The sequence below is a fragment of the Desulfotruncus arcticus DSM 17038 genome (assembly GCF_900113335.1).
Lineage (GTDB): Bacteria > Bacillota > Desulfotomaculia > Desulfotomaculales > Desulfallaceae > Desulfotruncus > Desulfotruncus arcticus.
On record NZ_FOOX01000011.1, the window covers coordinates 89,306 to 115,627 of the forward strand.

24 protein-coding genes and 1 pseudogene are annotated in these 26,322 nt (G+C 45.4%); 13 read left to right on the forward strand and 12 right to left on the reverse strand.

Features of this window, described 5'->3' with window-relative positions; all coding sequences use genetic code 11:
* Positions 1-13: 13 nt before the first annotated feature.
* Both BM056_RS14890 and BM056_RS27310 read left to right on the forward strand, forming a co-directional pair.
* Positions 14-2,575 (forward strand): O-antigen ligase family protein, encoded by a 2,562-nt coding sequence (locus BM056_RS14890; RefSeq protein ID WP_092472220.1) that lies wholly within the window; start codon positions 14-16, stop codon positions 2,573-2,575.
* Positions 2,576-2,726: 151 nt separating this feature from the next.
* Complete coding sequence (locus tag BM056_RS27310; RefSeq protein WP_092472221.1) at positions 2,727-3,104, forward strand: peptidoglycan-binding domain-containing protein; 378 nt, start codon at positions 2,727-2,729, stop codon at positions 3,102-3,104.
* 118 nt (positions 3,105-3,222) lie between these two features.
* Here the strand turns inward: BM056_RS27310 and BM056_RS14900 are convergent, their stop codons facing one another.
* From BM056_RS14900 to BM056_RS14910, 3 genes are all read right to left on the reverse strand, one after another.
* Positions 3,223-5,592: an Ig-like domain-containing protein gene (locus tag BM056_RS14900; RefSeq protein WP_092472222.1), complete on the reverse strand. Its 2,370-nt coding sequence runs from the start codon at positions 5,590-5,592 to the stop codon at positions 3,223-3,225.
* A gap of 225 nt (positions 5,593-5,817) precedes the next feature.
* The gene (locus tag BM056_RS14905) at positions 5,818-6,228 is read right to left on the reverse strand and encodes a HEPN domain-containing protein (RefSeq protein WP_092472223.1); all 411 of its coding nucleotides are present in this window, start codon (positions 6,226-6,228) and stop codon (positions 5,818-5,820) included.
* Positions 6,216-6,557 carry a nucleotidyltransferase domain-containing protein gene (locus BM056_RS14910; RefSeq protein ID WP_092472224.1) on the reverse strand — a complete coding sequence of 114 codons (342 nt, stop codon included), beginning with the start codon at positions 6,555-6,557 and terminating at the stop codon, positions 6,216-6,218. The genes BM056_RS14905 and BM056_RS14910 overlap by 13 nt, the downstream gene beginning before the upstream one ends.
* 278 nt (positions 6,558-6,835) lie before the next feature.
* Here BM056_RS14910 and BM056_RS14915 point away from each other — a divergent pair, with 278 nt between their 5' ends.
* The 3 genes from BM056_RS14915 to BM056_RS14925 all read left to right on the forward strand — a co-directional run bounded on the left by BM056_RS14915 (position 6,836) and on the right by BM056_RS14925 (position 9,609).
* Positions 6,836-7,423, forward strand: a complete 588-nt coding sequence (locus BM056_RS14915; RefSeq protein ID WP_092472225.1) for a GNAT family N-acetyltransferase — start codon at positions 6,836-6,838, stop codon at positions 7,421-7,423.
* Positions 7,424-7,677: 254 nt separating this feature from the next.
* A complete protein-coding gene (locus BM056_RS14920; RefSeq protein ID WP_238456475.1) occupies positions 7,678-8,664 on the forward strand; it encodes a Fic family protein in 987 nt (328 codons plus the stop codon).
* 3 nt (positions 8,665-8,667) lie between these two features.
* Entirely contained in the window at positions 8,668-9,609 is a 942-nt protein-coding gene (locus BM056_RS14925) for a tyrosine-type recombinase/integrase (RefSeq protein WP_092472226.1), read from the forward strand.
* A 35-nt stretch (positions 9,610-9,644) separates the two neighbouring features.
* Here the strand turns inward: BM056_RS14925 and BM056_RS14930 are convergent, their stop codons facing one another.
* Complete coding sequence (locus tag BM056_RS14930; RefSeq protein WP_238456480.1) at positions 9,645-10,751, reverse strand: glycosyltransferase; 1,107 nt, start codon at positions 10,749-10,751, stop codon at positions 9,645-9,647.
* A 26-nt stretch (positions 10,752-10,777) separates the two neighbouring features.
* A complete protein-coding gene (locus BM056_RS14935) occupies positions 10,778-12,220 on the reverse strand; it encodes an O-antigen ligase family protein (RefSeq protein ID WP_092472228.1) in 1,443 nt (480 codons plus the stop codon).
* A gap of 210 nt (positions 12,221-12,430) precedes the next feature.
* Here BM056_RS14935 and BM056_RS14940 point away from each other — a divergent pair, with 210 nt between their 5' ends.
* The 5 genes from BM056_RS14940 to BM056_RS14960 all read left to right on the forward strand — a co-directional run bounded on the left by BM056_RS14940 (position 12,431) and on the right by BM056_RS14960 (position 17,034).
* A complete protein-coding gene (locus BM056_RS14940; RefSeq protein ID WP_092472229.1) occupies positions 12,431-13,399 on the forward strand; it encodes a hypothetical protein in 969 nt (322 codons plus the stop codon).
* A 51-nt stretch (positions 13,400-13,450) separates the two neighbouring features.
* Positions 13,451-14,716 (forward strand): UDP-N-acetyl-D-mannosamine dehydrogenase, encoded by a 1,266-nt coding sequence (gene wecC, locus BM056_RS14945; protein ID WP_092472230.1) that lies wholly within the window; start codon positions 13,451-13,453, stop codon positions 14,714-14,716.
* A gap of 302 nt (positions 14,717-15,018) precedes the next feature.
* On the forward strand, positions 15,019-16,248 hold the full coding sequence (locus BM056_RS14950) for a glycosyltransferase family 4 protein (protein WP_165613544.1): 1,230 nt from the start codon (positions 15,019-15,021) through the stop codon (positions 16,246-16,248).
* A 128-nt stretch (positions 16,249-16,376) separates the two neighbouring features.
* On the forward strand, positions 16,377-16,646 hold the full coding sequence (locus BM056_RS14955; protein ID WP_092472232.1) for an AbrB/MazE/SpoVT family DNA-binding domain-containing protein: 270 nt from the start codon (positions 16,377-16,379) through the stop codon (positions 16,644-16,646).
* On the forward strand, positions 16,630-17,034 hold the full coding sequence (locus BM056_RS14960; protein ID WP_092472233.1) for a type II toxin-antitoxin system VapC family toxin: 405 nt from the start codon (positions 16,630-16,632) through the stop codon (positions 17,032-17,034). The genes BM056_RS14955 and BM056_RS14960 overlap by 17 nt, the downstream gene beginning before the upstream one ends.
* Before the next feature lie 70 nt (positions 17,035-17,104).
* Here BM056_RS14960 and BM056_RS14965 read toward each other — a convergent pair whose 3' ends face one another.
* The 6 genes from BM056_RS14965 to BM056_RS14990 form a co-directional block, all read right to left on the reverse strand.
* A complete protein-coding gene (locus BM056_RS14965) occupies positions 17,105-19,135 on the reverse strand; it encodes a right-handed parallel beta-helix repeat-containing protein (protein WP_165613545.1) in 2,031 nt (676 codons plus the stop codon).
* A 254-nt stretch (positions 19,136-19,389) separates the two neighbouring features.
* Entirely contained in the window at positions 19,390-20,325 is a 936-nt protein-coding gene (locus BM056_RS14970; protein WP_092472235.1) for an NAD-dependent epimerase/dehydratase family protein, read from the reverse strand.
* A gap of 60 nt (positions 20,326-20,385) precedes the next feature.
* The gene (locus BM056_RS14975) at positions 20,386-21,012 is read right to left on the reverse strand and encodes a sugar transferase (protein WP_092472236.1); all 627 of its coding nucleotides are present in this window, start codon (positions 21,010-21,012) and stop codon (positions 20,386-20,388) included.
* A gap of 2 nt (positions 21,013-21,014) precedes the next feature.
* A complete protein-coding gene (locus BM056_RS14980; protein WP_092472237.1) occupies positions 21,015-22,073 on the reverse strand; it encodes a GNAT family N-acetyltransferase in 1,059 nt (352 codons plus the stop codon).
* Positions 22,074-22,100: 27 nt separating this feature from the next.
* Positions 22,101-22,592: a YdcF family protein gene (locus tag BM056_RS14985; protein ID WP_165613546.1), complete on the reverse strand. Its 492-nt coding sequence runs from the start codon at positions 22,590-22,592 to the stop codon at positions 22,101-22,103.
* A gap of 92 nt (positions 22,593-22,684) precedes the next feature.
* On the reverse strand, positions 22,685-23,905 hold the full coding sequence (locus BM056_RS14990) for a glycosyltransferase family 4 protein (RefSeq protein WP_238456476.1): 1,221 nt from the start codon (positions 23,903-23,905) through the stop codon (positions 22,685-22,687).
* A 276-nt stretch (positions 23,906-24,181) separates the two neighbouring features.
* On the opposite strand from BM056_RS14990, the pseudogene BM056_RS27510 reads away from it, so the two are divergent.
* From BM056_RS27510 to BM056_RS15005, 3 genes and pseudogenes are all read left to right on the forward strand, one after another.
* Positions 24,182-24,280, forward strand: a pseudogene (locus BM056_RS27510) (DNA-binding response regulator); the annotation flags it as partial.
* A gap of 97 nt (positions 24,281-24,377) precedes the next feature.
* On the forward strand, positions 24,378-24,692 hold the full coding sequence (locus BM056_RS15000; RefSeq protein ID WP_092472239.1) for a nucleotidyltransferase family protein: 315 nt from the start codon (positions 24,378-24,380) through the stop codon (positions 24,690-24,692).
* Positions 24,676-24,948, forward strand: coding sequence for a HepT-like ribonuclease domain-containing protein (locus BM056_RS15005; RefSeq protein ID WP_092472240.1), 273 nt, complete (start codon positions 24,676-24,678; stop codon positions 24,946-24,948). Before BM056_RS15000 ends, BM056_RS15005 begins: the two co-directional genes overlap by 17 nt.
* Before the next feature lie 399 nt (positions 24,949-25,347).
* Here BM056_RS15005 and BM056_RS15010 read toward each other — a convergent pair whose 3' ends face one another.
* Positions 25,348-26,289 carry an SDR family oxidoreductase gene (locus tag BM056_RS15010; RefSeq protein ID WP_092472241.1) on the reverse strand — a complete coding sequence of 314 codons (942 nt, stop codon included), beginning with the start codon at positions 26,287-26,289 and terminating at the stop codon, positions 25,348-25,350.
* Positions 26,290-26,322 lie beyond the last annotated feature (33 nt).

Below are 26,322 nucleotides of genomic sequence, written 5' to 3' on the forward strand. Positions count from 1 at the left end.
CGGGGTAACAACTATGAACGTTAAAAATTGTATGGTAAAAATAATCAAACCGGTCTTGAGCGTATTTCCTCTCGGCCTTGTTGGTTTAGCCCCCTTTTTTCGAGGCTTGATTTTTGAGCGGGAAATGAGTATCCATCATTATCTGGTCGCTATGGTTTCTTTACTGGCGCTGATCCTGCTCATTTTCGAGTCCTTCAATGCGGGTGCCGGCGCAGCGCACGGCAGCTGCCAAAAGCCGGGCAGCAACGGTGGTAAAGCCAATGAGGGGCAGCATTTGCCGGTGCGGCAGCTGGCAGCATCACCGTATTTTTGGTCGCTGGCTGCGCTTACAGCCTTATACGGACTATCCTTTTTTCAAGCCATCAACTTACGGGAGGGCTTTTTCACCTGGCTGAGGCATCTTGATTACCTGTTATCTTTTGTGCTCGTTTTTCTGGCAGCGGGGATATGGGAAAAGGACCGGCCACAGGTGAGTTTTGTTCGCTGGTCTTTTACTATTTTTGCGATTACAGGAACAGCCGTGGCTGCCGGGGGCATTCTGACAGGTCAGGGTATTATGTTGATTGATGGCGGGCTGATCTTTAACCGCCTGGCCTCCACTTTCCTTTATCCCAACTCCATGGCGGCCTACCTCATGGCAACGTTGCTAATGGTTATCCACCTGGCGGTGCAAAACGCTCGGCCTTTAACAGCGGGAGCCTTTGCCGGGATGGGCTTTATAACCTTCCTGGCCATCTTAGGCAGCCAGAGCCGGGGGGTGTGGGTAATGCTGCCGCTCATCCTGGCTATATTCATTTTGGGGCAAACGGCCAGGAAAAAGGTTGTTTTATTTACCACAGTCATTTTTAGCCTAGCTATAATCCTGGGGAACCTCACTGTGACACCGCAAGTGCAGCAGATACAACCCAACTGGGTTGCTTTCCTTTATACCCTGGCAGGTTGTTTGACCACCGGTATTGTCTGGGGCGGCTGTGCCATATGGTTTCAAAAAACTTCTCAGTTAAAAGGCGCCAGCAACGCCGGGAAAAAACCACTCCTACAAAAGATACCCGCCATCAATGGAGTTGTTAAACCTACCCTTTTGAAAGCGGGCGGATGCCGGCGAGGACTTGTCACTGTTATGATTTGCGCCAGTTTAATTCTTTTTGCCGGGGCAGCCTTGATTTATAGTCATCCGGGCAGTGCCCGTGAAGCAGTCATATCCGGCAACCCCCTGCTGAACAGGCTTATGCATATCAACGCCGCGGATAGCAACCTCCAGGCCCGCATGGTGTATTATGCCGACGCCCTCAAGATGGTCAAGGACCGTCCCCTGTTAGGCTGGGGGGGAGGCGGCTGGAACAGCGGATATCCTGCCTACCAATCTTATAATTACATTTCCACAACAGTACACAACCACTTTTTACAGGTTTGGGTAGAAACAGGTACGTTGGGCTTGATTATGTTCATAGTACCTTTCCTGGCTTTATCCCGCGGCCTTTTATATCTCTACCGTGCCCGTACCACCCGGGCCCCGGCTCCGGAAACCTGGACCGTTGGCACGGCTGCTTTAGCCATTGGCATGCACTCGGTGATTGATTTTGACCTCTCCTTTAGCAGTATCGCCTTGCTCCTTTGGTTTTTACTGGCGCTGTTTGCCTACTGGGAAGCTCAACGCCAACAGCTTACTCAAACATCCCGGTACAACCGTAGTACAAACGGAAGCGGTACCATCAGGCCAGCCGTATTGTTAATCCTGTTTCTAAGCCTGGCTTCAATGCACCTGGCAGCCGCTACTATCACCCTGCGGGCCGCGGCAGCCAAAGCGCAAGCGTGTACCTCGGCCGCTCAAAAAGGCGATAATAACAGGGCGTTGGAATATATTCAAACAGCCGGTTATTTAGATCGTTGGTCGGCCCAATACCCAATGGCGCAGGCCCGGTTCTTAATGGCCGGCATCGAATATACCCAGGATTTACAGGCCAAGGAAGCTTTGGCTAATGAAAGCCTTAACCTGGCTTCCCGGGCTGTGGAACTGGACAGATACAATTCGGACAATCGCTTTTTCTACGCCCGGCTGTTATTGGCCAACGGCCAGCTGGAAAAAGCCCTGACAGAAGCCGAGCGGGCCAGGGAACTGAAGCCCTGGTTTATCAAAACCTATGAAGAACTTAACAGTATCTACATAAATGTGGCCGTGCAACAGCTCCTGCGCGGCCAGCCGGAAGCTGCCGGCGATAATCTCCGCCGGGTGCTGGTGGTTACCCGGGAGGCCGTTACCCAAAAAGACAGGTTACCGCCCCGGCTAAAAAGCTTGTGGGATAGGAACTCGGATCTGACGCTTACTCCGGCTCTGGCCCTTACCGCGGGTCAGTCCGCAGTGCTCTTGGGGGATTATACCGGGGCCGGATATTTCCTGACGCGCGCCTGTCAGGCAGAAGATCCGAATGCCAAAGCTGTCGCCCAGCTGTGGCTGGGAGTAGCCCTGCAAAAGTCCGGTGATTTAACGGGAGCAGAGTTACAGAAAAGCGCCTGCCGGGCCAGCCCTGAAGCAGAGAGAGAATACACCATGATTAACCAATTGGTAGAATGGTAAAACGCCAACATGCAAAAAACAGCTTTTAAAGGCTCCTTTATGATTGGTATAAATAAAGGAGCCTTTTTATGTAAAAATATACCATAATATTGTCACCGGAAATAATTTCCACCCATATATTAATAGTAAATAATTAAGAGGAGGATTATTAATGAATTATTTTAAAACCCTTAAACGACAAAAGATTAGTCTTATTTTAGCGTTGATCTTTATGATGGCACTGTTCGCAGGACCGTATACGGCACTTGCCGCCAACCTGGAAACAAGAATAACCGAGCCCGTCCTCTCCCCCGCTCCAAGCCTATATAACACCTACTCCATCACCGGGCCGGTTGTAGCTCCCAGCAGTGAAAAAGCTACGATTATCAATATCCAACAAAAGCTTGTCGGTCTCGGTTATGACACCGGCGGCATTGACGGGATTTATGGTCCTAAAACAAGGAACGCAGTGATGCTGTTCCAGGCCAGCCGAAATTTAGCTGTCGACGGTATTGCCGGCCCGAAAACATTAGCAGCGCTGGGACTTTAAAAACCAGCCGGGAATAACGTAGGTACCGGGTACCTACGTTATTCTCCAGTTGAGCCAATACCGTTGCCCGGCTGGGAAGTATTTTCAAGCCGGCTCCCTTGCTTGTTGCTTTCCGTGATTATTTAAGCTGTGTAATAACCAGATCATCAAAGTCCTGGGTACCGTTATCGCCGGGCATACCCGAGAGGTAAATCCTGGTGGTCACTGCCGTGGCAGGCACCGCAAGGGTCATCCCGGGCATGTCCTCCCAACCGCTGTCCTTATTAATATAGGTAAAGGTTTTAAAATTGTCGCTGCCGTCCTGATAGTAGAATCTTACCACTACCCGGGCCCCTTTTACCGCCGTCCCTTTGCGGGTCCTGGCATTGATTTGATAGGTGCCGGGCTTCAGCTGCAGGTCCTGGTAAAAGTAAAAGTTATAGGTATTGGTCAAATATTTGTTGCCATTGCTTTCCGTCTTTATTTGCGCGGTATTGTTTATATTCACCCAACCCGTGCTGCCTGCACCAAAGTCGCCGTTATTAATTAAGTTTGTAACGTTATTGATTTGAATAGCAACCGGGTCCGAGGTGGCATTGTTCCCCGCCGCATCAACGGCCATAGCCCGCACGTAGTAAGTAGCATTGGCCAGACCGGCAACATTCCAGGTTAAATTCCAAACACCCTGTGCTACCGAACCGCTGCTTAAGGTGGCATCTCCAATGGTGGTCCAACTGCCCTGCGGATTGGTGGCATAAGCAAAGGTTAATTTTACTACACCCTCATTGTCACCCGCCGTGGCTTTCAGGGCCGTTGCAGCTGTTACGGAACTGCCGCTTGCCGGCGCGCTGATACTCACCGCAGGCGCCTCGGTATCCGATTCCGCTGGAGGTGTAGTGTCGTCCGGCGCGGAAGTATCTCCTGCCGCCACCAGGGTCAGATCGTCAAAGTCCTGGGTACCGTTATCGCCGGGCATGCCCGAGAGGTAAATCCTGGTGGTCACTGCCGTGGCAGGCACCGACAGGGTCATCCCGGGCATATCCTCCCAACCGCTGCCCTTATTGACATAGGTAAAGGTTTTAAAATTGTCGCTGCCGTCCTGATAGTAGAATCTTACCACTACCCGGGCCCCTTTCACCGCCGTCCCTTTGCGGGTCCTGGCATTGATTTGATAGGTGCCGGGCTTCAACTGCAGGTCCTGGTAAAAGTAAAAGTTATAGCTATTGGTCAAGTATTTGTTGCCATTGCTTTCCGTCTTTATTTGCGCGGCATTGTTTATATTCACCCAACCCGTGCTGCCTGCACCAAAGTCGCCGTTGTTAATTAAATTGTCTCCGGCACCCGGTTCGGGAGTGGGATTGGGATCGGGGTCGGGAACTTCACCAGGTGGTTGATCAGTCTCCTCATTTTGCGCCAACACATAATTCATATACGCCAGCCCCTGAATTTCAGGCGGATTTAAAGACGATTTATTCTTAATCACATTATAAGCAGCATCGAATAAGGAAGGCGACCATGGCGCGAAAACCAGCCAGTTGCCGATTTGACCTTGCTGCTCAATGGTGCCGCTGCCGTTAAGGTAATTGGCAATAGTGCCATCGCTTTTAACCAGCACTTTGGCAGCCGTGTTGGCAAACTTCCGCATATCAGCCGCACTAAAAATGCCGTTATCATAAGCCATGTTGATAAACTGGAGTGCAACGTTGGCATGATTGGTATCTTCTATAGTATTGGTGAACCTGGGATCACTTGGGTAGTACTTCCAATAATAGCCGCCGGAGGAACTGTTGGTGAGTAAATTTTGTTTGAAAAAATTAGCCATCTTTTTACCCTTATCAAGATAGGAGCTGTCCCCCGTCGCTTCATAAATAGCCAGCAAAGCGCTGCCTACAGCTAAATTTTTATTGATGGGCCTGTCCAAATGCAGAGTATTGCCATCCTCAATCCAGGTGAAATTAACGTCGGAATTGCGAAGTTGGCTCATGAAAAGCACATTTACAGCATCCTTGGCCGCCTTTACATACTCATTTGCTTTAGCCCGATACGACGCCAGATTGGGATCTTTGTTGACGAGGGCCGCAAACTGGGCCAGCGGTGTCGCTATCAATCCCGTTTCATCGGCATAAATATAGTAAGTTTTATAATCCGTATATTTCCCATCCCGCCAAACCGGCAGGCTAAGACCGCGGTAATCGATCACTCCCCGTACACTGTCCCTGCGCGCCAGAGCGCTGTCGGCATGGTCAATAAAATTATTAATATATTGTTTATCCTTGGTAGCCTGATACATTACCAGGTACGATCTCATTATGTATGTTTCCGACCAGGCCAGGGTAGGGCTGTCTACCGCGCTTTTCAAAGAGCTCCACCTGGACGGAGCGCCATATTTATCAAACATTTGCTTTAAACCGGCTGCATCCACAGTGCCGGCCCAGGCAAGCGGAACCGAGCTAAAAAACATAGACAAAACAAAAACCAGGAAAATGCAATTCTTTAACTTTTTGGGCATATTGATGTGACCTCCTTTATTATGCATGACCTACTGAATTTCGACATTTTTCTCATATCTTCCTGGTAATTTATGTATGTAAATAAAACCACCCGAGGATATTGGTGGAAGCGACAAAAAAAAAGCCACTGGCGTTGCGCAAGCAAGGCCTGTGGCTTCCTTATTATTGTACCAATACGCAGATGCAGTCTCTGCCCCGGGAAATGTGCCAAGTGGTTTCACCCGTTAGGCTTGGCTGCCATACTGACTATTTAAATATTGTTCTATCCCGGCAATAAAGGTTCTAGCATTTTGCAGAGACTGTTCAGCATCTTTCCTGCTAACGATATAAAAATCATCATAATCACTTGCTAAACGCAAGTCTTGGGCGCTGATAATGATCTTGCGAAATTCCTTCGGCAAGATACCTGTTTTAACAAAGTGCAGGTTAAAAAGGCTAATTACCCCCGAGTGCTTCCTTGAATCAAGCTCTATAGTGGCTAAAACGGCCCGCGCGGCTTGAAATATGGCATAATAAGATTTGGAGGCTGCGTCCATATAATGTCCTAAATCAAATAATTGCTGGGCAACTAACAGCCGGTCCTGGGCCGACTTTAGCCGATAAAGGGCTAAATCCTTAGAAGTTAGTTGGTCCACAAAGTTTCACCCTCTTCCATAACGTTCATGGCGAAGGGGGCCTTTACAGCTGACAGCCGCTGAAATTCCCTAACATCATAAATGTTTAATGAAAAATTCAGGCTATAATCAATACCATCATCCAGCAAGAAATCATAAAGCCGATCTCGGTCAATCTCATTACGGTCACGCACTAAAACCAGCAGATCAATATCCGAATCCTTGGTAATATTGCCTCGCGCCTTTGAGCCATATAAAATCACAGAAACCAGTTGATCATAGCAAACCTTGGTAAGGTGATTGATAACCTTATCCAATGCTTTTTGCTCTTGTTTGGTTAGTTTCGCCATTGTGGCCACCCCCTTTGCTTTATTATATAGGGTATCGCCAACATTTTAACGAAAATATACGCTAACAGACATATATTACCAGCCACATGGCTGGTTTCTTTACTCTAAGACAGTTATTACCATACCCAAATAAATGTACCGATTTCCTTTAAGGTTATTATATCTCCTCTAACTTTTGTTTCCGCTACATAATGGTTAAAATGCGACAGTATCTCTCTTGATAGGTAATCCTCTTGCTGTTAAAATTTATGAAAATCATTAACACGAGGAGGGTTTCTATGAATATTCATTACCGGGATGCCCAAAAAAATAATTGTCCGCTGTTGGCTGAATACATCTATTATGCCTCTGACGGTGTACTTGAGTATCTGTTTAAAGGCATTTTACCCGGTATGACGGTCACGCAACTGTTAACCCATGGTTTGCAGGATGAGAAAAGGTATAACTCATACAAAGATATTACCGTTGCAGAGTATAACCAGAAAATTGTTGGGATGATACAGTCGTACTCTTCCATACATCACAGAATAGATGATGAAATGAAATCCTTTCTCCCCGGGGAAAGGTTGGAAAAATTAAAAGAGTTTTATAATTCCAGGGTTGATAACAGCCTCTTAATCAACGCAATGTTTGTTGATCAAAAATTCCGCCGTAAAGGTATCGGCAACACATTTATCTCGCTGGCTAGGAAAAAAGCTAAATCACTTGATTTCGATAAACTTAGCCTGTTTGTTTTATCAGACAACGTAACTGCCCAAAAAGTATATCATTCCAACGGCTTTAAAATCATAAAAGAAATAGACTTTAAAGATGCAGCGAAAATTAATCATAGAAATGGAATTTACTTAATGGCTTGTGATATTTAAAAAGAGGCTTATCTTCTCTTGCCAAATGCCTTTGTTGCACATTTTTTAGCTACTACGCAGTAACATAAGTTTAAAGTGCATCATTACGAAAATTTGTAGCGCTTAAATATTTCCTAGAAATACTATTCTCGGAAATATTTTTTTGTTTTTCCATTGATATTATGCCGAGAATACGTTAAAATTACCTCTAAATTAATTGCCAAGAATACGTTTAGCGCATTAACCAGCTTAACTTTAAATTAAAGGTGCTTATTATGGGTGATAAAAAAAGAATACCGGAAAGTGCGGTAGATCCACGTCCAGAAAATAAACCGTTCTACATAGAGCCAAACTGCCCCAAATGCGGTGCTGAATTGGTATTGCTTGATACTTTACTATTTCCAAGCAAACCCCAAAATCAGATTTGGCATGATGAGTTTACTTGCCCGATATGCAGAGATGGTATTTATATCGATTGGCCGGAGGAAATGGAGTTGGATATTGAATTGCAAAAGCTATTTATAAGGATTGATCAAAAGAAAAAAACTTTAAATGCTAACAGGCCCCTACCGCCTGAAGTGGTTGAAAACCTGAGAGAATTTTTTCTGGTAGACTGGACTTATAACAGCAACGCCATCGAGGGCAATACCTTAACGCTGCTTGAGACTAAAGTTGTACTTGAAGGCATTACTGTTGGTGGTAAATCCTTACGTGAACACTTTGAAGTTGTAAACCATAAGGAAGCCATTTTATATGTGGAGGAACTAATATCAAACCAAGAACCTTTAACGGAACATATCATTAAGCAACTGCATTACCTGATATTGAAGAATATTAGAGATAGGGATGCTGGGAAATACCGTGAAGTTAATGTATTTATTACCGGGAGTAAACATGTCCCGCCAATGAATAGCCTGGTGCCGCCGCGCATGAGGGAACTTGTTGATTGGTTATATTCGGATGAGGCCGGTGATCTCCATCCCATCGAAAGAGCAGCTAGATTTCATCACGATTTTGTTAATATTCACCCCTTTGTTGATGGTAATGGAAGAACCGGCAGATTACTGATGAACTTGCTTTTAATGCAGAATGGCTACCCGGCAACAGTAATTAAAAATGCAACCAGACACGAATATTATAAAGCTTTAGAGAAAGCCAGTGTTGATAAGGATTACAACGATATTATTACTTTGGTGGCTGAAGAAGTGGAAAATTCCTTGGACATTTTTATCAAGGCTTTGGGGAAAGACAATGAGGGATAGATTATGAATGATGATTATATCACATGGCTTAAAAATGAAGGTAAAAGCGAGAAAACAATAAATGAATATCCTGTGATACTCAAAAAGCTTATAAAATGGTTTGAAGAAACCGAAGGTAATAAGTTCGAACCCAACCTGGTTACTACTCTCCACATACATGAGTTCATTTCTTTTTTAGCTCAGGTTAAACATTATGAGCCGGCCTATATAAATAAAATACTGGCTTCACTTAAAACTTTTTACAAATTTGCCGTGGAAACCGGGTTAGTTATATATAACCCTATGCAAAAAATTAAAATGAAAAGAACGATGAAACAGTATGCGGCTCCTAAATGGCTGACCCAACAGGAAGCTGCTAAATTTTTTCATGCTATTGAACAAGAAAAAAACATTAAAAGAAAAAGCAGAGATATGGCAATATGCAGACTGATGACCGGGGCTGGTTTAAGAGTCCAGGAAGTATCTAACCTTAATAGCTCTGATGTCTGCATTGAAAAACGTAGAGAAAATGTTATTGTAAGGGGCGGCAAAGACGGTAAATTTAGGATCGTGCCTTTGAATAGTGACACTGTTGAAAGCCTTAATGCTTGGTTTAAATATCGGGAATATCCTAATAATGAGCCTCTATTTTTAAGTGAACGAAATTCCCGGTTGTCGGATAGGGCTATTAGGCATATGGTTAATAAATATGCCAAGGAGGCGGGACTTGCGGATGTTTCTCCCCATACGCTAAGGCACACGTTTTGCAAAGGCCTGGCGGATCAGGGAATCCGGCTAGAACATATTGCATACCTGGCAGGTCACGAAAGTCTAGAGACTACCAGGAGGTATACACAGCCGGGGGAAAATGATTTGAGGAAAGCTGTTCAAACAATATCGGATTTCACCCTATCGCCTTATGATATTGAAATAATTAACCGGCACAGGAGGGATCATAACCGGTGAGTACCACAGACTTCTTATCTACCTTAGCGCGCGTTTTACACTTTCGACTTCTCGGTTAATTGCCGGTATACCTCCCGGTATGCTTGCGCAGTTTGCCTCCAGTTAAAATCTTTTGCCTTGATCAAGCTTCTGGCCCGCCTGCCCATTTTCCGCCCCAGTTCAGAATCGGCCAGCAGCTTTTCCAGTGCCGACGCAGCCCCGTCAACCTGGCCCGGTTCTACTAAAAACCCGGTTTGACCGTCCACAACCAATTCCGAAATTCCCACCGCTTTGGCAGCTACAACTGCTTTGCCGCAACTCATCGCTTCTTTTATTACATTGGGGAGGCCTTCATAATAGCTTAATAAAACAACCACCTCGCTGGCCGCATACCACCGGGCAAGCTCCTTTTGAGGCAGATTACCCGCGAATATGACCTTGTTCCATATTCCTCTTTTAATGGACAGGTCCTTTAAAGATGCTTGCTCGTTGCCTTCTCCCACAATAGCCAGAACTACCCGGGAAAATTTCCGGGCAACCCGGGCAAATGCTTCAATTAATTCATATACACCCTTTTCCCGAACGACTCTGCCCACGAAAAGAACCATACGCTGGTCTTGACTAAAACCTAATTTCATTTTTGCCTGCGTATGGCTTATACCGGCCGTGTCGAATGTTTTATCGTCAACGCCGTTATAGATAACCTTAATCTTTAAATCAGTTAATTGCAGTTTATTAATTTCCAAGGCCAGTTCCCTGCCCACCGTTATTATTTGCCCGGTATTGGCCAGAACATATTTGGCCATCGCCTTCATTGCAGCTGATTTTTGGGCGAAAACGTTGATATCCAAACCTATGGCGGTGCATGTTGAGCGCAGATTTAATCTGCCGGCGGTTAATTGCCCGGCAAAACCCGCCGGCAGCACACCGTAGGAGTGGATCAGATTAAACCCGGCCCTGCCGTGCAAAATTTTTATAACCGGATAAGCACCCCAGTACATCAAAAGTATATTCCAGACCATAAATCGTTGCCCGGGTATACATAAATAACGGGGGTAGGTTATTTTTATTCCTTCAATACAATCCATCCACGGAACCTGCCCCTGCCTTCTCCATTTTTTTTTGAACCATAATAACGCAGGAGCATAGGGAACAGGTGCCACTACATGTATGTCTATACCCAACGCTTTTAGGTTTTGAACCAACCGGAAGGCAAAAATTCCATAATTCTGGTCGTAGCGGTTGGGAAAGGTGGGCGCCAGGAACAGAACTTTTTTTTATTCATTTCCCCGGGCATTCCTTTTAAAATGCCAAATTGGGCTAAAATACAGGGGATCAGCATACCTAACCAAAAAAATTTTCTGTAATGATCCGTACTGGTCAGCCCGGCAAAAACTAAAAAAACAATCAATAGCTTGCATAAAACAGCATCGGCCCGGGTTTCGGTACGATCTCCCAACCGCCATAACCCCCCCAAAATAAGCACAAACAAAATTAATCCGGGGATGCCCAACTCGGTTAGATTAGCCAGGTAAATATTGTGCGGGTCCCTGTTTAAACCAACCGGCCGGACAATTCCCTCGGCAGCGGGGAAATATTCCGTAAAAGCGTAAGGGAAATTATTAATACCTACCCCTTTAACCAGGTTATCTTTGGCAATTTCCAGACCCACCAGCCAAATATCAAATCTTCCGGCGGCTCTATTGGTTTGATCTGAGATTTGAGTTAAAGTTTCTGCTCGTTGAACGATAACCTGGGGAAGATGATTAAAAATCCAGGGGCTGAACAGAGCAACGGATAATATAATTACCAATAAGCTTATTAAAAGGTGCCTCTTTAATCTCAAATGCCTGACAATCCTGGGCCCCATGACTGCCATACCGGCTATAAGCGCCGCCAATAAAGCCAGCCAGGTGCCTCTTGACCCTGATAAAAGCACAGCAAAGGTTATAATGACACAGCAACTAAAACTTAACCAACGGATTGCCGCATTTTTGCAGGAAATTACAAAATAAGCGCCAAACAACACGCCCAGGCCAATTATTCTGGCATAAAAATTGGGGTCTAGAAGTCTGCCGGAATCTATTCTAACCATAAATTCATGCAGGTAACCGTTGTATATACCCAGGACTGAAGCAAAAAGCGCCCCCAGGAGGTAACTGCCCAAAAGCAGCTGTAATTCCTTCCTGCTATCCACCAGATTATAGCCGACAATTAACATCAGCAGCATCTGGCCTAAAGAAATCACCCTTGGCCAGCTTTGATCGGGCTGCATGGCCCAGGCAACTGACAGTAAGCACCATACCAGGTAAAGCATTAAAAGGATAAAAAATCTGTTCATTTTAAATACTTTTTTGCCGATCAGTAAGTGAGTTAAGCACCCCAAAAATGTCAATCCACCGATTAGTTTAATTAATGTAAATGAAGGGGAAAGCATGGTTAAGTTTTCCAGGGGCATATAAAAGGCCATCATGCACAGGCCAAGTAAAGGCTGCCAGATAATCAACACCGCCAGCAAAAAAACGGCGACAACAATTAAAGGTAAGGTAGAGTTTAAAGCCGTGCATAGAACGGCTAAAAGTGCCAATAAAGCCAGCAAGCCCAACCAATATTCATACACGCTTCTCTTCATGCCCACAACTCCTGACGGTCTCTGGCGATCCACGTTATTTCACACTATATTACGCTCTTTGCAATCAAACGGTCACTGCCATAACCCCGGCAAGTTACATTATTTTCCGCCTGCCGGAGAACAAAACCCCCTGTGCAACGGCAACTAATAAGCAGTTCCGGCATATTTTAAACAAAATTACTTCGTTACCGAAAGGGAAAGGGTATAAAGATGTTGCTGATTGTTACACTGGGTTACCCTAAAAGAGATCATTTAAAGCAGCATACTTGGAATAAATATAATAGGTGCGGGCTGCAGATAATTAATTGGGAAACGGGGGCAACGGTAAAAGAAGCTGCCTATAGATCACCCGACGATAGAATAGCTCCCAACGGCAGTATCCAATTCGGGGCCGGTTCGCTATATCAACAAAATTTTTATGTACCTTCCCGCACCGAGATACTTGTTTACAGCCTCCCTGAGCTTAATAGGCAAAAAATTTATAGCCATCCCACTTTTAACGACATACATCACGTCACTGTACGAAACGATTTAATTTATATTTGCAATACCGGGCTGGAGATAATCCAAATAATGAATTTACAAGAGGATTTGCTGGCAGAACATAATGTGGGGATAAGCAACACCTGGGAACGTTTCAGCAGGCATATTGATTACCGGCTGGTCCCCACCACCAAGCCCCACGAAATTCATGCCAATTTTATATTTTTTTTAGAGGAAGAATTATGGTGCACCCGTTTTCTCCCAGGGGATGCTGTTTGTCTAACTGCTACTCACCCCAAAATCGATTTGAAGATAGGCAGTGGCGGCCCGCATGACGGGTTGGTGCGAGGTGATTTTATCTACTTTACTCTGACCGACGGTTACATCGTAATAGTTAATAAACACAATTATAAAGTGGAAGAGGTTGTAGATTTAAATAAAATCAGCAATTATAAAGTGCTGCTGGGATGGTGCCGGGGCATAGAAGTGATCGGCAGTAGAGCCTATGTTGGTTTTTCCGCCTTAAGATCATCTATCTACCGGGAATATGGACTATGGATAAAGCACGGAAAAAAACCCCTTTACAGCAGAGTTGCCGAATATGACCTGAATACCAAAACGCTAATTAAGGAACTGCCCATAGCTCAGGATACCGGCGCAGCAATTTTTACCATTAGATGCCTATCTTTGACTTAATTATTTTGTAGATTTTGTAGCACTTTAATTTACTTTTCATAAATTTATACTATGGAAAAGATTTGTGTTATCGGATTGGGTTATATAGGATTACCCCTGGCCGGCCTTTTAGCTAATAACGGCTTTAATGTCCATGGTGTGGATAATAACGTAAAAATTGTAGCAACCATCAACAACGGCGGTCCTCATATTCAAGAATCCGGGCTGGATATCCTTGTTAAAACAGCAATTCAAAATGGCCATCTGGTGGCCGCTTTGCAGCCTGTGCCCGCTGATGTCTTTATTATTGCCGTGCCCAGTTTAATCACAGAAAAACATTTACCTGATCTAAAACATATTCAGGAGGCTATCCACTCCATCGCACCTCACCTGACTCCGGGCAACCTGATTATTCTGGAAACAACGGTTCCCGTCGGCACAACCGAAAAAATTGCCGGCTGGATCAGTGAATTACGCCGCGACCTTTATCTTTCACAACTGCCTGCGCCCGCTGCTCCGCTGCCCGGTGCCACCGAAAAGCAAATTTTTCTGGCACATTGCCCGGAACGCGTTTTGCCGGGCCAAATATTAAAAGAATTAATGGAAAATGACCGTATTATCGGAGGTATTAATCAGCTTTCCGGGGAAAAAGCCCGGGCATTTTATCAAAAATTTGTCAGTGGCGGTTTATTGTTGACCGATGCGCGCACGGCGGAGTTAACCAAATTAGCCGAAAATTCCTTCCGCGATGTCAATATCGCCCTGGCCAACGAGCTGTCTTATATTTGTGATAAATTTGGCATTAACGTTTGGGAACTGATAAAATTAGCCAACCGCCATCCCCGGGTAAACATCCACCAACCCGGTCCCGGCGTAGGCGGACACTGTATCACCAAAGATCCCTGGTTCATTATTGATGCAGCGCCGGACGAGTCAAAAATTATCCGCGCCGCCCGTGAGATAAATGACAATAGGACCAATTACGTCGCAGCCAGAGTTAAAGAAAAGGCAGCTTGTTTTAAAAATCCGGTAATTGCCTGCCTGGGGCTCAGCTATAAAGCCAACACAGGCGACTTGCGCGAAAGCCCGGCACTAAGAATTGTTCAACAATTGATTCAAGAAACAGTGGGGCAATTTTTGATTGTCGAGCCGCATCTTAAGACGCTGCCGGAATGCCTGACCCAATTAAACAGCGTTCAATTGGTTAACTTACAAGAAGCTTTGCCGCAGGCAGATTTAGTAATTCTGCTGGTTAATCATAACGCCTTCCAAAACATTGATCATAAGCTGTTAAAAAATAAAGTTGTAATCGACACAAGGGGCACATGGCGCCAATAAAGAAGACTTGGTTCAGGTGGGGTTTTGACCCATACGTTGGGGACATTCCTCGACCTAAAAGTTTGACCCATAAGCAGAGGTGTGTCCCCTGACCGATAAACCTTAGTCGCACTTATTTCGAGTTTATCGCCGCTTAACTCCATTAGTTGGGGACATTCCTGTCCCCAGAGAAATACCCAAGCTTCAGCAGGTGTGTCCCCTTTCCTTATGCGAGGTGGGAGTCTTAGCGGCGGTTAACGAGATCAATTGACGGATAAACGGTAGGGGCACGGCATACCGTGCCCTTACAGGGGGTAGTTTTGGTGAAAGAAATATGGTTTATCAACCAGTATGCCGTTACCCCGGATCTGCCTGGAGGAACGCGTCATTATGATTTTGCCGTGGAATTAGTTAAAAGCGGGCTGGCCGTACGTATTTTCGCCAGTAATGTTAATTTGGCCACACGCAAATATGAGCGTGATTTAGCAGACAGGCTATGGTTGGAACAGCCAGTGGAAGGTATATTTTTTGAGTGGGTCAAAACAAGCCTTCACCGGCGCAATGACTGGCGCCGGGTCCTGGGTATGTTCAATTTCAGCTGGAATGTTTACCGGGCCGGGTTAAAACAAGGGGTTGCACCGGATGTAATTATTGGCTCGTCGCCGCATCCGTTTGCCGCGCTGGCAGGGTGCTATTTAGCCCGCCGGCTGGGCTGCCGGTTTATACTGGAAGTGCGCGATCTGTGGCCCCAGGCACTGATCGATATGCGGGGACTTGCCGATAAACACCCGCTGGTATGGCTGATGCGGCGGGTGGAGCAGCAGCTCTATCTTCATGCCGATCAGGTTATCGTACTGGCCCGGGGCTCTATTCCCTACCTAAAAGAAAAAGGCGTTGCCGAACAACGCATCACTCATATTCCCAATGGTGTGTATCCAGGGCATTGCGCCCCCCGGACAACACGCGAACAAACCAGGAATTTATTCAATTTTAACCGGTTTACCATCGTTTATACCGGTGCGCACGGCCCGGCCAACGCGCTAAATGTAATCATGGAAGCCGCCGGCGAGTTAAATGGAGAACCGGATTGCGAATTCATTTTAATCGGGGATGGACCCGTAAAACCTGATCTCCAGGCGCAAGCCCGTAAATTAGAGCTAAAAAACCTGAGATTTTTAGACCCCGTTCCCAAGAGTAAAATTCCGGACTTACTGCACGCGGCGGATGCGGGAATTATAACTCTGAAGGATGCCCCGGCTTTTTATGAAGCGGTAAGCCCGAATAAACTTTTTGATTACCTGGCGGCCGGTTTGCCGGTTCTATGCACTGCGCCCGGTGACGTGGCCCAAATGGTAAAGCGGTATGGGTGCGGTTTAATCTCGCCTCCTGAAAACGGCAAGGCACTGGCGGAACAGGTGCGCACACTGGCGGCGCTCACTGCCGAGCAACGCGCGCTGATGAGTGCGCGGGAGCGGAGGTTGGCACTCGAACATTTCAGCATACCCAAGCTGGCCCTAAAACTACTCCAAATCATCAATGACAACGACCAATAGGGATATTGCAGCTGCTCTGCCCATTCTAAAAACGCTTCATATTTCGATTATCTTGTGTGAAATATTTGACAGAAGCATATAGTTAAGTTATATTATGATAAATAAGATAAGGTAAGAAGGTGTAAGCAATGTACGTTATAAAAATCTCCTCCAGGGGACAGATAGTAATTCCGGCGGAAGCAAGAAATAGTCTTAATCTAAAAGAAGGAGATACACTGTCTGCCTATATCGAAGACGAAAAAATTGTGCTGAAGACCAAGCAAGCACGGATTACAAAAGGAATAGTAGATCAGACTTTCGGTTTACTATCTGATTTGGATTATGATTTAAAAAAGTATGTCAATGAACTGCGCAAGGATTCCGGAAGAAGGTTGGATACCCATGAAAGTGGTTGTTGACACTAATATAGTTATAGATCATTTAAAAGGTTTGCCCGAGGCGCGAGAGCAACTGAAAAACATTGAAAATGGGGTATTTGAAGGATTAGTTTCCACAATTACAATAATGGAACTGCTTTCAGCACCGAAAATTTCCGAAAAACGTTATGAGGCAATTAGAAATCTACTTGAAATATTTGAACATGTATCTGTTAACAAAAAAATAGCAGTTACCGCGGGTAAATTCTTATCAATGTATCGCGCTTCACATGGTCTTGACCCGATGGATGCCCTTATTGCAGCAACAGCCTATGTTAACGAAGCAGTATTATTTACTTTAAATACAAGGCACTTCAGATTTATTGAAGGGCTGGTTCATATAAATCCATATCTAATAAATGCTGAATAGCAACTAATGAAATTATTTTACGCCTTCAAGGAAAATTATAAAAACCCGGGGCTATTAAAACCCCGGGTTTTTATAATTTTACAGCGAGTCCGTCAATATCCACCCGGTAACCCTTTGAATGCTCGTTCTTGGTTTGGGCCACTTCAATTCGTATGGTATGCGGGTTAGCGTCGAGAGAAGCGGTGAACACCGGCCGGCGGCACTGATACTCCTGATGGTAAAGATCTACCGTAGCCCAAATATGATCATCGATATAAACCAAAGCCTGCCCCCGGTCCGGCCCTTTGGTGGAAATCCAGGCTATTTCCCGGCTTGTAAAACGGAATGAAACCACCGCCCCGGGGTTTATAGAATAATGTACAGTATTCAAAAAAGCTCCTTCGAACTCTGTGAGATCCCAGCTGCCTTCATATTTAATTAACGGGCTGCGGTTGTCCTGGGGAACAATTGTACACATGGTATCGGACCATTTGCCCCAGTTCTCCAGGTCGTCTTTAGCCCGCACCCGGAAGTAATATGTATGACCGTTAACACCCAGGAAGTTACTTTCGGTTTCTTTGGTCTCGGTAAGCCAGTTTTGCCAGGTCCCCCAAGCCCCTTCTTTCACCTGCACATTAAATCCCCCAACCTGGCCGCCTGCATTATATCCGGCCCATTTAACGGCGAAATGCAAAGAATCGGCATTATCGGTGGAATAGGTTGGGCTGTAAATTACTTTGGCGGTTGGCGGAATAATACTCCCTTCCATCGCTTCATACGGACCGATGTCATAATTTTGGCCCTGCGGGCGCGCGCTGCCGTTGATGTCGGTATCAGGCGCACCCTCTTTGGTGCCGCGGTCAATAGCCGGGCTGTTTTTGGCCGGCCGGAAATCCCGGCAAGCCGAGTCGACAAATAATGGGTCCCGGCAGAAACTATGCTTCCCCTGGCCGGTTTCTTTAAACCAAACTTGCCCATTTATTTCTTCTCTGGAATATTTGCGGTTAGTCGTGGAAATTTCAGCATCCAGACGGCTCCAGTAAATATTGTAGTCCTCTTTTTCCACCGCCGCGGCGCTGCCAAAATGAATGCCGCCGTAGTTAAAAGCAAAAATATTATTTATTAACGCTACTCTGACAGGCAAAGAGCCCGCTGCGGAAGCAGCCGCCATGCCATAATCGCCCTTGATACCGCAATTAACAATAAGGTTGTTATATAGCTTATATACTTCTCCGCCTTCTAAAGCCAAGCCGGCCATGCCATTAGTGTCAATGATACAGTTAACCAAACTGTATCCATTGCCCGCGCATTTAATCCCATAACTTCCGTTGTCCCGGGTTATACAAGAGGTAATCGCAGTATTGGAAGTTGAACAGTTAAAACCACTTCCGGTATTATATTCAGCCATGCACTTTTCCATAACAATATCCTCTCCGCTGTCCAAAGAGAAACCATCCGGCAGCTCAAGGTTATCATTATTGGATGAGCGCGTGCGGATAATCCTGGCTGTTTTTAAAGGACCCGGTGAAACCACCAGGCCGGGGCCGTTATTATTATGAAAGTAACAGTCTTCAATTAATAAATTAACAGCTGATATAATGTGCACACCGGTACCGCAGCCCAATATTTCCAGGTCTTGCAACTCAATGCTTTCATTATCACCCCACAGAGCAACTCCCGCCCCCTGGAAATTTTTTACTCTAAAACCTGAAAAATTAATAAAAGAAACGCCATATGCAAAATTAAAGCCGTACTTCCAGCCTACTCCTCCTCCATCCAGCACCACTTCCTCACCCGGTGATACACAAACAACAATGGGGTTTGCACTGCTGCCGGATTTATCAAATGATATATATTCGCTATATACGCCCTCACGCACCAATAACCTGTCACCTGGTTGTAAATTTTCAATACCATGTTGCAATGTTTTCCAGGGACTTGTGTGGGAGCCGTCATTACTATCATCGCCCCAGGAAGCTACCGATAATACTCTATCTTCTCCGTTATCCGGTTTTGGCGTCCCATGTTCCTGTCTTTCCTCTTGGTCTTTAAAAAATTTAACATATATTACTAACCAGCCCAGGAGAAACGCAATTCCCATAATAATAATCAATATCTTCAAACAAACACCATCCTCCCGGATCATTATAATTTCATTTAATATACTTTATTCTTGCAACCATACTTAATATGTTTATATTAGCCAACATTTTATTAAACTTTTATGCTGAATCCATGTATTTAACCCGGAATATAGTAAAAACTTGGGACTGTATAGGGGCGGCGGCCCCGTACACAACCGCAAGGAATCGCGCCCAGGTAACCGGGTGGGATCTGACCCCGTGCACATCGTCAACCCCGCCGCAGTCCCGTCCATTAATAGTATCCCGGATTATCCAAAAGCCATTTATACGTTTCCGACAGGCCCCGGGTTAAACTAACTGAGTGTTTTAGGCCTAGAATTTTTTTTGATTTTAAATTATTAATAACAAGCCGGCGGCCTGCCGCCGGAGCATCCTTAAACCAAACCGGGCTGCCGCTGCCGGTAACTTTTTTTACCTCCAGGGCCAATTGGTGCATGGTGACACATTCATCGCCGCCTATATTAAAAATCTCACCTATAGCTCCGGGACAAAGCAAACTCATAACCACTGCTTCCGAAAAATCATCAATAAATGTATAGGTTCGGCTGTCAGATCCGTCTCCATAGACGGTTATGGGTTCATCCCGTAAAGCCTGCAGTAAAAACTTGATCGGTACGCTTACCCTGGTATTCCTTGGCCCGTAGATATCAGCCACCCTTAAAATAACAACTCTAAGCCCGTGACTTCTTGACAGCGTGGCGCACAGGTTTTCGCCGGCCAGTTTAACCGCACCATGAATAAGCACCGGTTCCAGGGGATGGCTTTCATCAATGGGATTATATTGGCCATTGCCGTAAACGGCAATGGATGAAATATAGACCAGCACGGCTTTACGGCGCAGGGCGGCTTGAATTAAGTTCATCAGCCCGGCCAAAGCAGCTATTACGGCCCGGTTATCCATTGACCGGCGGCGTAATTCCATGGGAAAAGCCAGATGGACAATTGCATCGACATCCATTGCGGCCCTGGCCACAACATCTTCGGAGGATACGTCACCACACACCAGATCAATCTTTTTTAAAACCCCGCTTAGATTGGCTTTTTTGCCGGAATTAAAAATATCGAATCCCCGAACCCCGGAACCCTCTATCAGCAATTTCTCGCACAGGTGAGAGCCAAGAAAACCGGCCGCCCCGGTTACCAGAACTTTGCGTCCTTTTAATCTCATTTTATATCCCTCAACTAATTAAGGAGTCAGGAGTCAGAATTGACTCCTGACTCCTCCTTATTATAATTTCATAAATGGATCGTTCTCTTTTCGATCCGCTTTGGCGGTGTCACCACGGCGAAACAGCACCACTGTAACCGTCATTACCAGTATTTTTATATCCAGCCAAAATGAATAATTATCGATATACCATAGATCCAATTCAATACGCTGCGGCCAGTATAAGGCCAAACGTCCCTTTACCTGGGCCCATCCGGTAATGCCCGGTTTAACAGTTAACCTTTTTATCTGCCTTTCATCGTATATTTTAAGGTGGTGCAATGGAGCGGGCCGGGGGCCAACCAGACTCATCTCGCCGCGCAGGATGTTTAATAACTGAGGAAGTTCATCAAGGCTGGTTTTTCTGAGAAGCTTGCCAACGGCTGTGATCCGCGGGTCATCTTTTTCAACGAACATGCCTGACCCCATATTTACAGCATTGGGAACCATGCTCCGGAACTTATACATCCAAAAAATTTCGCCGTTTAAACCTAAACGCAGTTGCTTAAAAAGGACGGCGCCCGGCGAAGTAATTTTTATAGCCAGCGCAATTATTATCAATAAAGGGCTGAGAAGCAACAGTATCAGCAATGTACCTATCAGGTCAAACGCTCTTTTAACGGTCTGATTAATTTTTGTTACCGCCATATTTAATACCTCCGGTAGCTAGGGAAATAACTTTCACTTTCCCGGGGTTTTTGCGAAGCCATGATTTGTTCCAACCTGCTTACAGCCTCCTGGTTGTGTACCTTTTTCCCTACGTAAAAATCCAATACCCCGTTACTGGCAAACGATAATTTATAACGGAAGATGCCATCTTCATCCCGATAGCCGCCACCAAGTAAAAAATAATTAATTCCTTTGTTTTTGGCCCACTTAATTACTTCATGTTTCAAAATATTATTGGGGCGATACTCATAAAATTGTTCTAAAGTCCCCCCCAGAAAAGAATGGATATAAGATTCGTTGTATAGCAACAGCTCCGTGGAAATTACCCGCCCGTTAATTAGTGTGTGAGCATATAAAAAATTACCTCTTAACTCCCTGTGCAGGTATTTATAAAATTCGGTATTGAAGTAATAAAAATTTCCAGCTTGGCGCCTGGCCAGGGTCTGGTGATAGATACCTAAAAAATCGGCAAGATGCGCCGGCGCTTCTTCCAAAACCACTTTTAGCCCTTCCCGATAAGCTTTGTTAATGTTTTTGCGGTTGTTGCGCTTATATCCCGACCAAATTTTCTCAACCGAACCCCTGAGATCGACACATACTACCGAGGATACTCTGGCAACTTCTACATGATTTTGCATTAATCTGTGGTTGCCCAATATAGGATGAAATCTGATGAACTCCGTGATGATGTTTTTACTGTTGCAATAGTTGGCAAAACACCGGTAAAAGCTGCTTAATACATTATCGCCGGCAGCCGGGGTGGCCAACGGCCCTCCGTAGCCGTAAGGACCGGTTATGTCATACAGATCCAGCGACAGCTTATCCGCAAGTCCGGGAATTAAATTGACCTTTCTTAAAAAAAAAGGGTAAATTACTGTTTCCGTTCCTTCGTGATAAATAAATAACCGTGCCTCGCCCATGTCGCCAAACAATCCCAGGTATTCAGGCCGGTAATGCAAATCGGGCTTGATATCCTTTAATTTATCAAGTTCCCGCAGCCACTGTTCCCGATCCCGCAAACCCAACACATCATAATCCACATCAATACACCGCCTAGTGTTTTATATCTACCAATACCTGAACCAATAATAGATCAGCTTGATATACTCCCTCCTTACTATCTCTTTGTCTCTCTCGCTGCTGCATTGACCATCCACATTAAAATCCGAATTATTGGTCGGACTGTAAAGCAATTTCACGCCGGTATTTTTAAACACCCTTTCAAATACCAGCTTGGTGCGCCGCATATGATAAGGTGAAGAAACTATAATGGCGGATTTAAAATTTTGGGCCAACATAATTCCCTTGGAATAAATGGCATTCTCATAAGTACTTACGGCGTGTTCCTCTAAAATAATGTCCCTGGCCCTAACCCCTGCCTTGGTTGCCTTTTTAGCCATTTTGGCAGCTGATGAGCCGCAGCCGGACATAATAATTTTGGGCGCCAAGCCTTGCCTGTAAAGCTCCGCCGCATAAAGTTCCCTATCTAAATCCCCTCCCAGGGTTACCAGAACATCAACCTTAGTAAGCCGGTCCTGAACGACCAGTGATCTGGCCAATAAAGGCCAGGGCGAATATATTAGGGGAATAATTACACCAAGAAGGAAACCCAATAAAATGGCAATACACCAAACTTTTATATTAATGTGGATCACCTCTTCAAACGTTGATCTAGCGGTTCTAAAATCTGCTCATAAACAGCCATAACTTTTCGGGCTACTTCTGCTTCATTAAAATACAGCTGCATCTGTTGTCTGCCCGCATTCCCCATATTCAAGCGCAGTTGGGAATCCATCAGCAATTGGCGCAGCGCCTCGCCCAGAGCCCTGCTGTCTCCCGGCGGCACGAGGAATCCCGTGCTGCCTTCCACAACGACTTCCCGGCAGCCCCTGATGTCAGTGGCCACACAAGGTAAGCCCATCGACTGGGCCTCGATCAGGGAGCGGGGCAACCCTTCCCGGTAGGAAGGAAGGGCATAAACATCTGTAATTGCCAGCAAGTCATTAATATCACTGCGCTGGCCAAGAAAATGAATCCGGTTTTGCAGCCTATAACTGTTTATTTGCTGCTTAAGCTCGGTTAAAAACCCCTCATCCGGGCCTATCAGCAGAGCCTGCCAGGGCATATCATCAATCTGATGCAACGCCTCCACCAAATTGTGATACCCTTTTTCCCGGTTTACACGACCGATCATGGTGATCACCGGTTCCGTTCCCTTGATGGCCAGACTTTCCCTGATCTGCCGCTGCCGGTTAATGGAATATTGATCGGGATTAAACTCATCAAGATCAACGCCATTTCCGATGTGCGTTAAATTGCCCCGGCGGGGTTTAATGCCAAGCCTTTGCGCAGTCATTATGTCTTCCCGGCTCTGGGACAGCATCATATCTGTTATCCCGGCCAGCTTTTTTTCAATCTCCTGATAAAGGAGGTATTTTATCTTGGGCATTCCGGAGTGGAACGGAAATCCGTGCACAGTATGCACAACATTGGCAATCCCGGCCAATCTGGCTGCTATCCTGCCCACCACACCGGCTTTGGAAGTATGGGTGTGTACAATATCGGGTTTTATAGCCCTAAAATAATGCCACAGCTTGAAAATAGCCGCGGAATCGGCCAGGGGGTTAATTTTTCTGTCGATGTAAATCTCTTTTACGGGAAACCCCAGGCCCAGCAGCAATTTTCTTTCTGCAGAAGGACTGAAAACAAACCCCACCTCCATACCCTTTTGCCGGAAAAAACGGCATTGAGCCAATAAAGCCCTATATGAGGTAATACCGATAGTGGTTACATGAATTACCCGGGGAACACCGGCAATTTTTTCTGTAAAATCAATACCCACAGGTTGTTCTTCCATGGAAAGCAGCTTCATTAGCTATCCCCCTACCGCCGTTCATTACGTTATCATATGGCTTGCTGCCGGATAATGTTACTAGGCCGCTCTCCCCGGGAAAAAGAAAAAACCCGAACCCCGTGGGATTTCTTCCCGGCAGGCTCGGACTTTCCAATCGTCTTTCACCATTTCTGGCATTAAATTTCTTGAATATTAAATAACCTGTTTCTTGCCGAAAATAAAAGCAGAGTCTTTTCTCGGGGAGATCTGCTCGACAAAGTCTGGGGATTTGAATATATTTGAGATACACGGACCGCTGATATTCATGTGCAGAGATTAAGAAAAAAACTTGATGAAAGTAAGGGAGGCCCCCTCATCAGGACCGTTTTCGGGATAGGGTGCAAAATCGAATAGAAAGGTACCATAGGATCCCTGAAAGATTAATGTTTTCCTTGTAAAATTTCCCATTTTACTGTTATAATTAAGAAAAGAAATCCAAAGTGGTGAAGATATGGATAAATCAATTTTCAGTATAAATGAAATAAAAACAATACTATTTCCGGTATTTGAAACTGCCCCTGTCTATCGCGCCATACTGTTTGGTTCGTATGCCAAAGGCAGCCCAACCGACAAAAGCGATATAGATATTGTCATAGACAGCAAAGGCAAGCTTTTAAACATGGATTTTTACGGAGTACTTGAGGACATTACAACCCGGCTGGGTAAGCGTGTTGATCTTTTTGAGATTACGGAGCTAAAAAACAATGCGGCCATGCGATCCGTAGTGGAACAGGAGGGAATTGTTTTATATGACCGGCAAAGATAGGATTATTTTGCAAAAGATAAGCACTTATATAGACGATGTGACGCTGTATGTTGACGGGTTTTCTTTCGAGGATTTTATGGCGGATAAAAAGACTCTTTCAGCCTGTGCCTTTTCAGTTTCCCAAATTGGTGAACTGGCAAAGGAAATCAGCGGGGATACGCAGGAGAAACATTACTATATACCTTGGAAAAGCATTCGGGGCATGAGAAACAAAATTGTCCACGATTATGAAAACATTGATTTAGCAGTGCTTTAGGGAACTGTTACCAAAAGTTTACCGGAACTTGCCAAGCAAATTAATAGTGTTTTATATCACGAAGTTAAGGAAATCAATGTTTTGGACGATGAAGAAGATGAGGAATTTGAGAGGTAGTTTTATAACCTAAACAAACCGCAAATACCCATTGAAACAAACAATTCTTAGTCGCAAAAAAGACCCTATCCCAAGGATTTTGGATGTGGTCTTTTATACCGATTTGTTGCTGTCTACAATGTTTTCGATCGTTTGCTGAAATTCTTCCCAGATACTAATAAAAAACCGGCGCGGGGGCTTGCCCGGCTCCCCGCACCGAAAAAAATTCAAAGTATTGCCGCCATAAAAGTACCGGCAGCCATGCCGTACCGATAGCCCCGGCCACGCTCGGCCCCATGGCGCCTAAACAACCTGCGCGTTATTCGAAAACCAGGCCACGGTTTGTTGAAGGCCGGTTTCCAGATTTACCCGTGGGCAATATTGGAGCAGCGCTTCGGCCTTTTTAATTGACGCCAGGGAGTGTTTTACGTCACCGGGGCGGGAATCGGTATATAATGCCTCAACGCTTTTGCCCGTAATCTTTTTAAGCAAGCCCAGCAACTCATTTAGGTTAATCATTTGACCACGAGCTATATTAAATACTTCGCCGGCCGCTCCCTCAGCTTTGGCAGCCAAAATATTGCCTTTAACCACATCAGAAATAAAAGTAAAATCGCGTGACTGTTTTCCATCCCCATATATCACAGGAGGATCACCTTGCAGCAAGGCCATAATAAATTTGGGGATCACAGCGGCATACTGGGAATTGGGGTTTTGCCGCGGGCCGAAAACGTTAAAATATCTTAACCCCACTGTTTCCAAACCGTACAGCTCATAAAACAGACTCCCGTAAACTTCGTTGGCCATTTTCGAGGCCGCATACGGAGACATCGGCTTTAACAGCATTTTTTCTTCTTTAGGCAGGTTTTCATTACTGCCGTAAACGGAAGAAGACGAGGCGTAAATCACCCTTTTTACACCCTTATCCCGGGCTGCCAGAAAGACATTTAAAGTCCCTTCGATATTGACCCGGTTCGTGCTGTAAGGATCCGCCACCGATCTGGGCACGGAAGGAAGAGCAGCTTGGTGAAATACCACATCCATACCTTCCACAGCCCTTAAAACATCTTCCCTTTGGGATAAATCCCCTACTACCAGATCAATTTTTTTTATTATTGGCTGTATATTTTCAAATTTTCCTGTTGCAAAGTTATCCAAAATGCGCACTTCATAGCCCTCAGCTACCAGAGCGTGCACCAAATTTGACCCGATAAAACCGGCACCGCCTGTAACCAAACATCTCAAGTCTGCATCCCCCCATTACGTTATATAAATCCT

Bases quoted from the DNA above. Each gene is read 5' to 3' on its own strand.
- BM056_RS14890 (WP_092472220.1), top strand. From the start codon at position 14: ATGAACGTTAAAAATTGTATGGTAAAAATAATCAAACCGGTCTTGAGC.
- BM056_RS27310 (WP_092472221.1), top strand. From the start codon at position 2,727: ATGAATTATTTTAAAACCCTTAAACGACAAAAGATTAGTCTTATTTTA.
- BM056_RS14900 (WP_092472222.1), bottom strand. From the start codon at position 5,592: ATGCCCAAAAAGTTAAAGAATTGCATTTTCCTGGTTTTTGTTTTGTCT.
- BM056_RS14910 (WP_092472224.1), bottom strand. From the start codon at position 6,557: ATGGCGAAACTAACCAAACAAGAGCAAAAAGCATTGGATAAGGTTATC.
- BM056_RS14915 (WP_092472225.1), top strand. From the start codon at position 6,836: ATGAATATTCATTACCGGGATGCCCAAAAAAATAATTGTCCGCTGTTG.
- BM056_RS14920 (WP_238456475.1), top strand. From the start codon at position 7,678: ATGGGTGATAAAAAAAGAATACCGGAAAGTGCGGTAGATCCACGTCCA.
- BM056_RS14925 (WP_092472226.1), top strand. From the start codon at position 8,668: ATGAATGATGATTATATCACATGGCTTAAAAATGAAGGTAAAAGCGAG.
- BM056_RS14935 (WP_092472228.1), bottom strand. From the start codon at position 12,220: ATGAAGAGAAGCGTGTATGAATATTGGTTGGGCTTGCTGGCTTTATTG.
- BM056_RS14940 (WP_092472229.1), top strand. From the start codon at position 12,431: ATGTTGCTGATTGTTACACTGGGTTACCCTAAAAGAGATCATTTAAAG.
- wecC (WP_092472230.1), top strand. From the start codon at position 13,451: ATGGAAAAGATTTGTGTTATCGGATTGGGTTATATAGGATTACCCCTG.
- BM056_RS14955 (WP_092472232.1), top strand. From the start codon at position 16,377: ATGTACGTTATAAAAATCTCCTCCAGGGGACAGATAGTAATTCCGGCG.
- BM056_RS14960 (WP_092472233.1), top strand. From the start codon at position 16,630: ATGAAAGTGGTTGTTGACACTAATATAGTTATAGATCATTTAAAAGGT.
- BM056_RS14970 (WP_092472235.1), bottom strand. From the start codon at position 20,325: ATGAGATTAAAAGGACGCAAAGTTCTGGTAACCGGGGCGGCCGGTTTT.
- BM056_RS14975 (WP_092472236.1), bottom strand. From the start codon at position 21,012: ATGGCGGTAACAAAAATTAATCAGACCGTTAAAAGAGCGTTTGACCTG.
- BM056_RS14990 (WP_238456476.1), bottom strand. From the start codon at position 23,905: ATGAAGCTGCTTTCCATGGAAGAACAACCTGTGGGTATTGATTTTACA.
- BM056_RS15000 (WP_092472239.1), top strand. From the start codon at position 24,378: ATGGATAAATCAATTTTCAGTATAAATGAAATAAAAACAATACTATTT.
- BM056_RS15005 (WP_092472240.1), top strand. From the start codon at position 24,676: ATGACCGGCAAAGATAGGATTATTTTGCAAAAGATAAGCACTTATATA.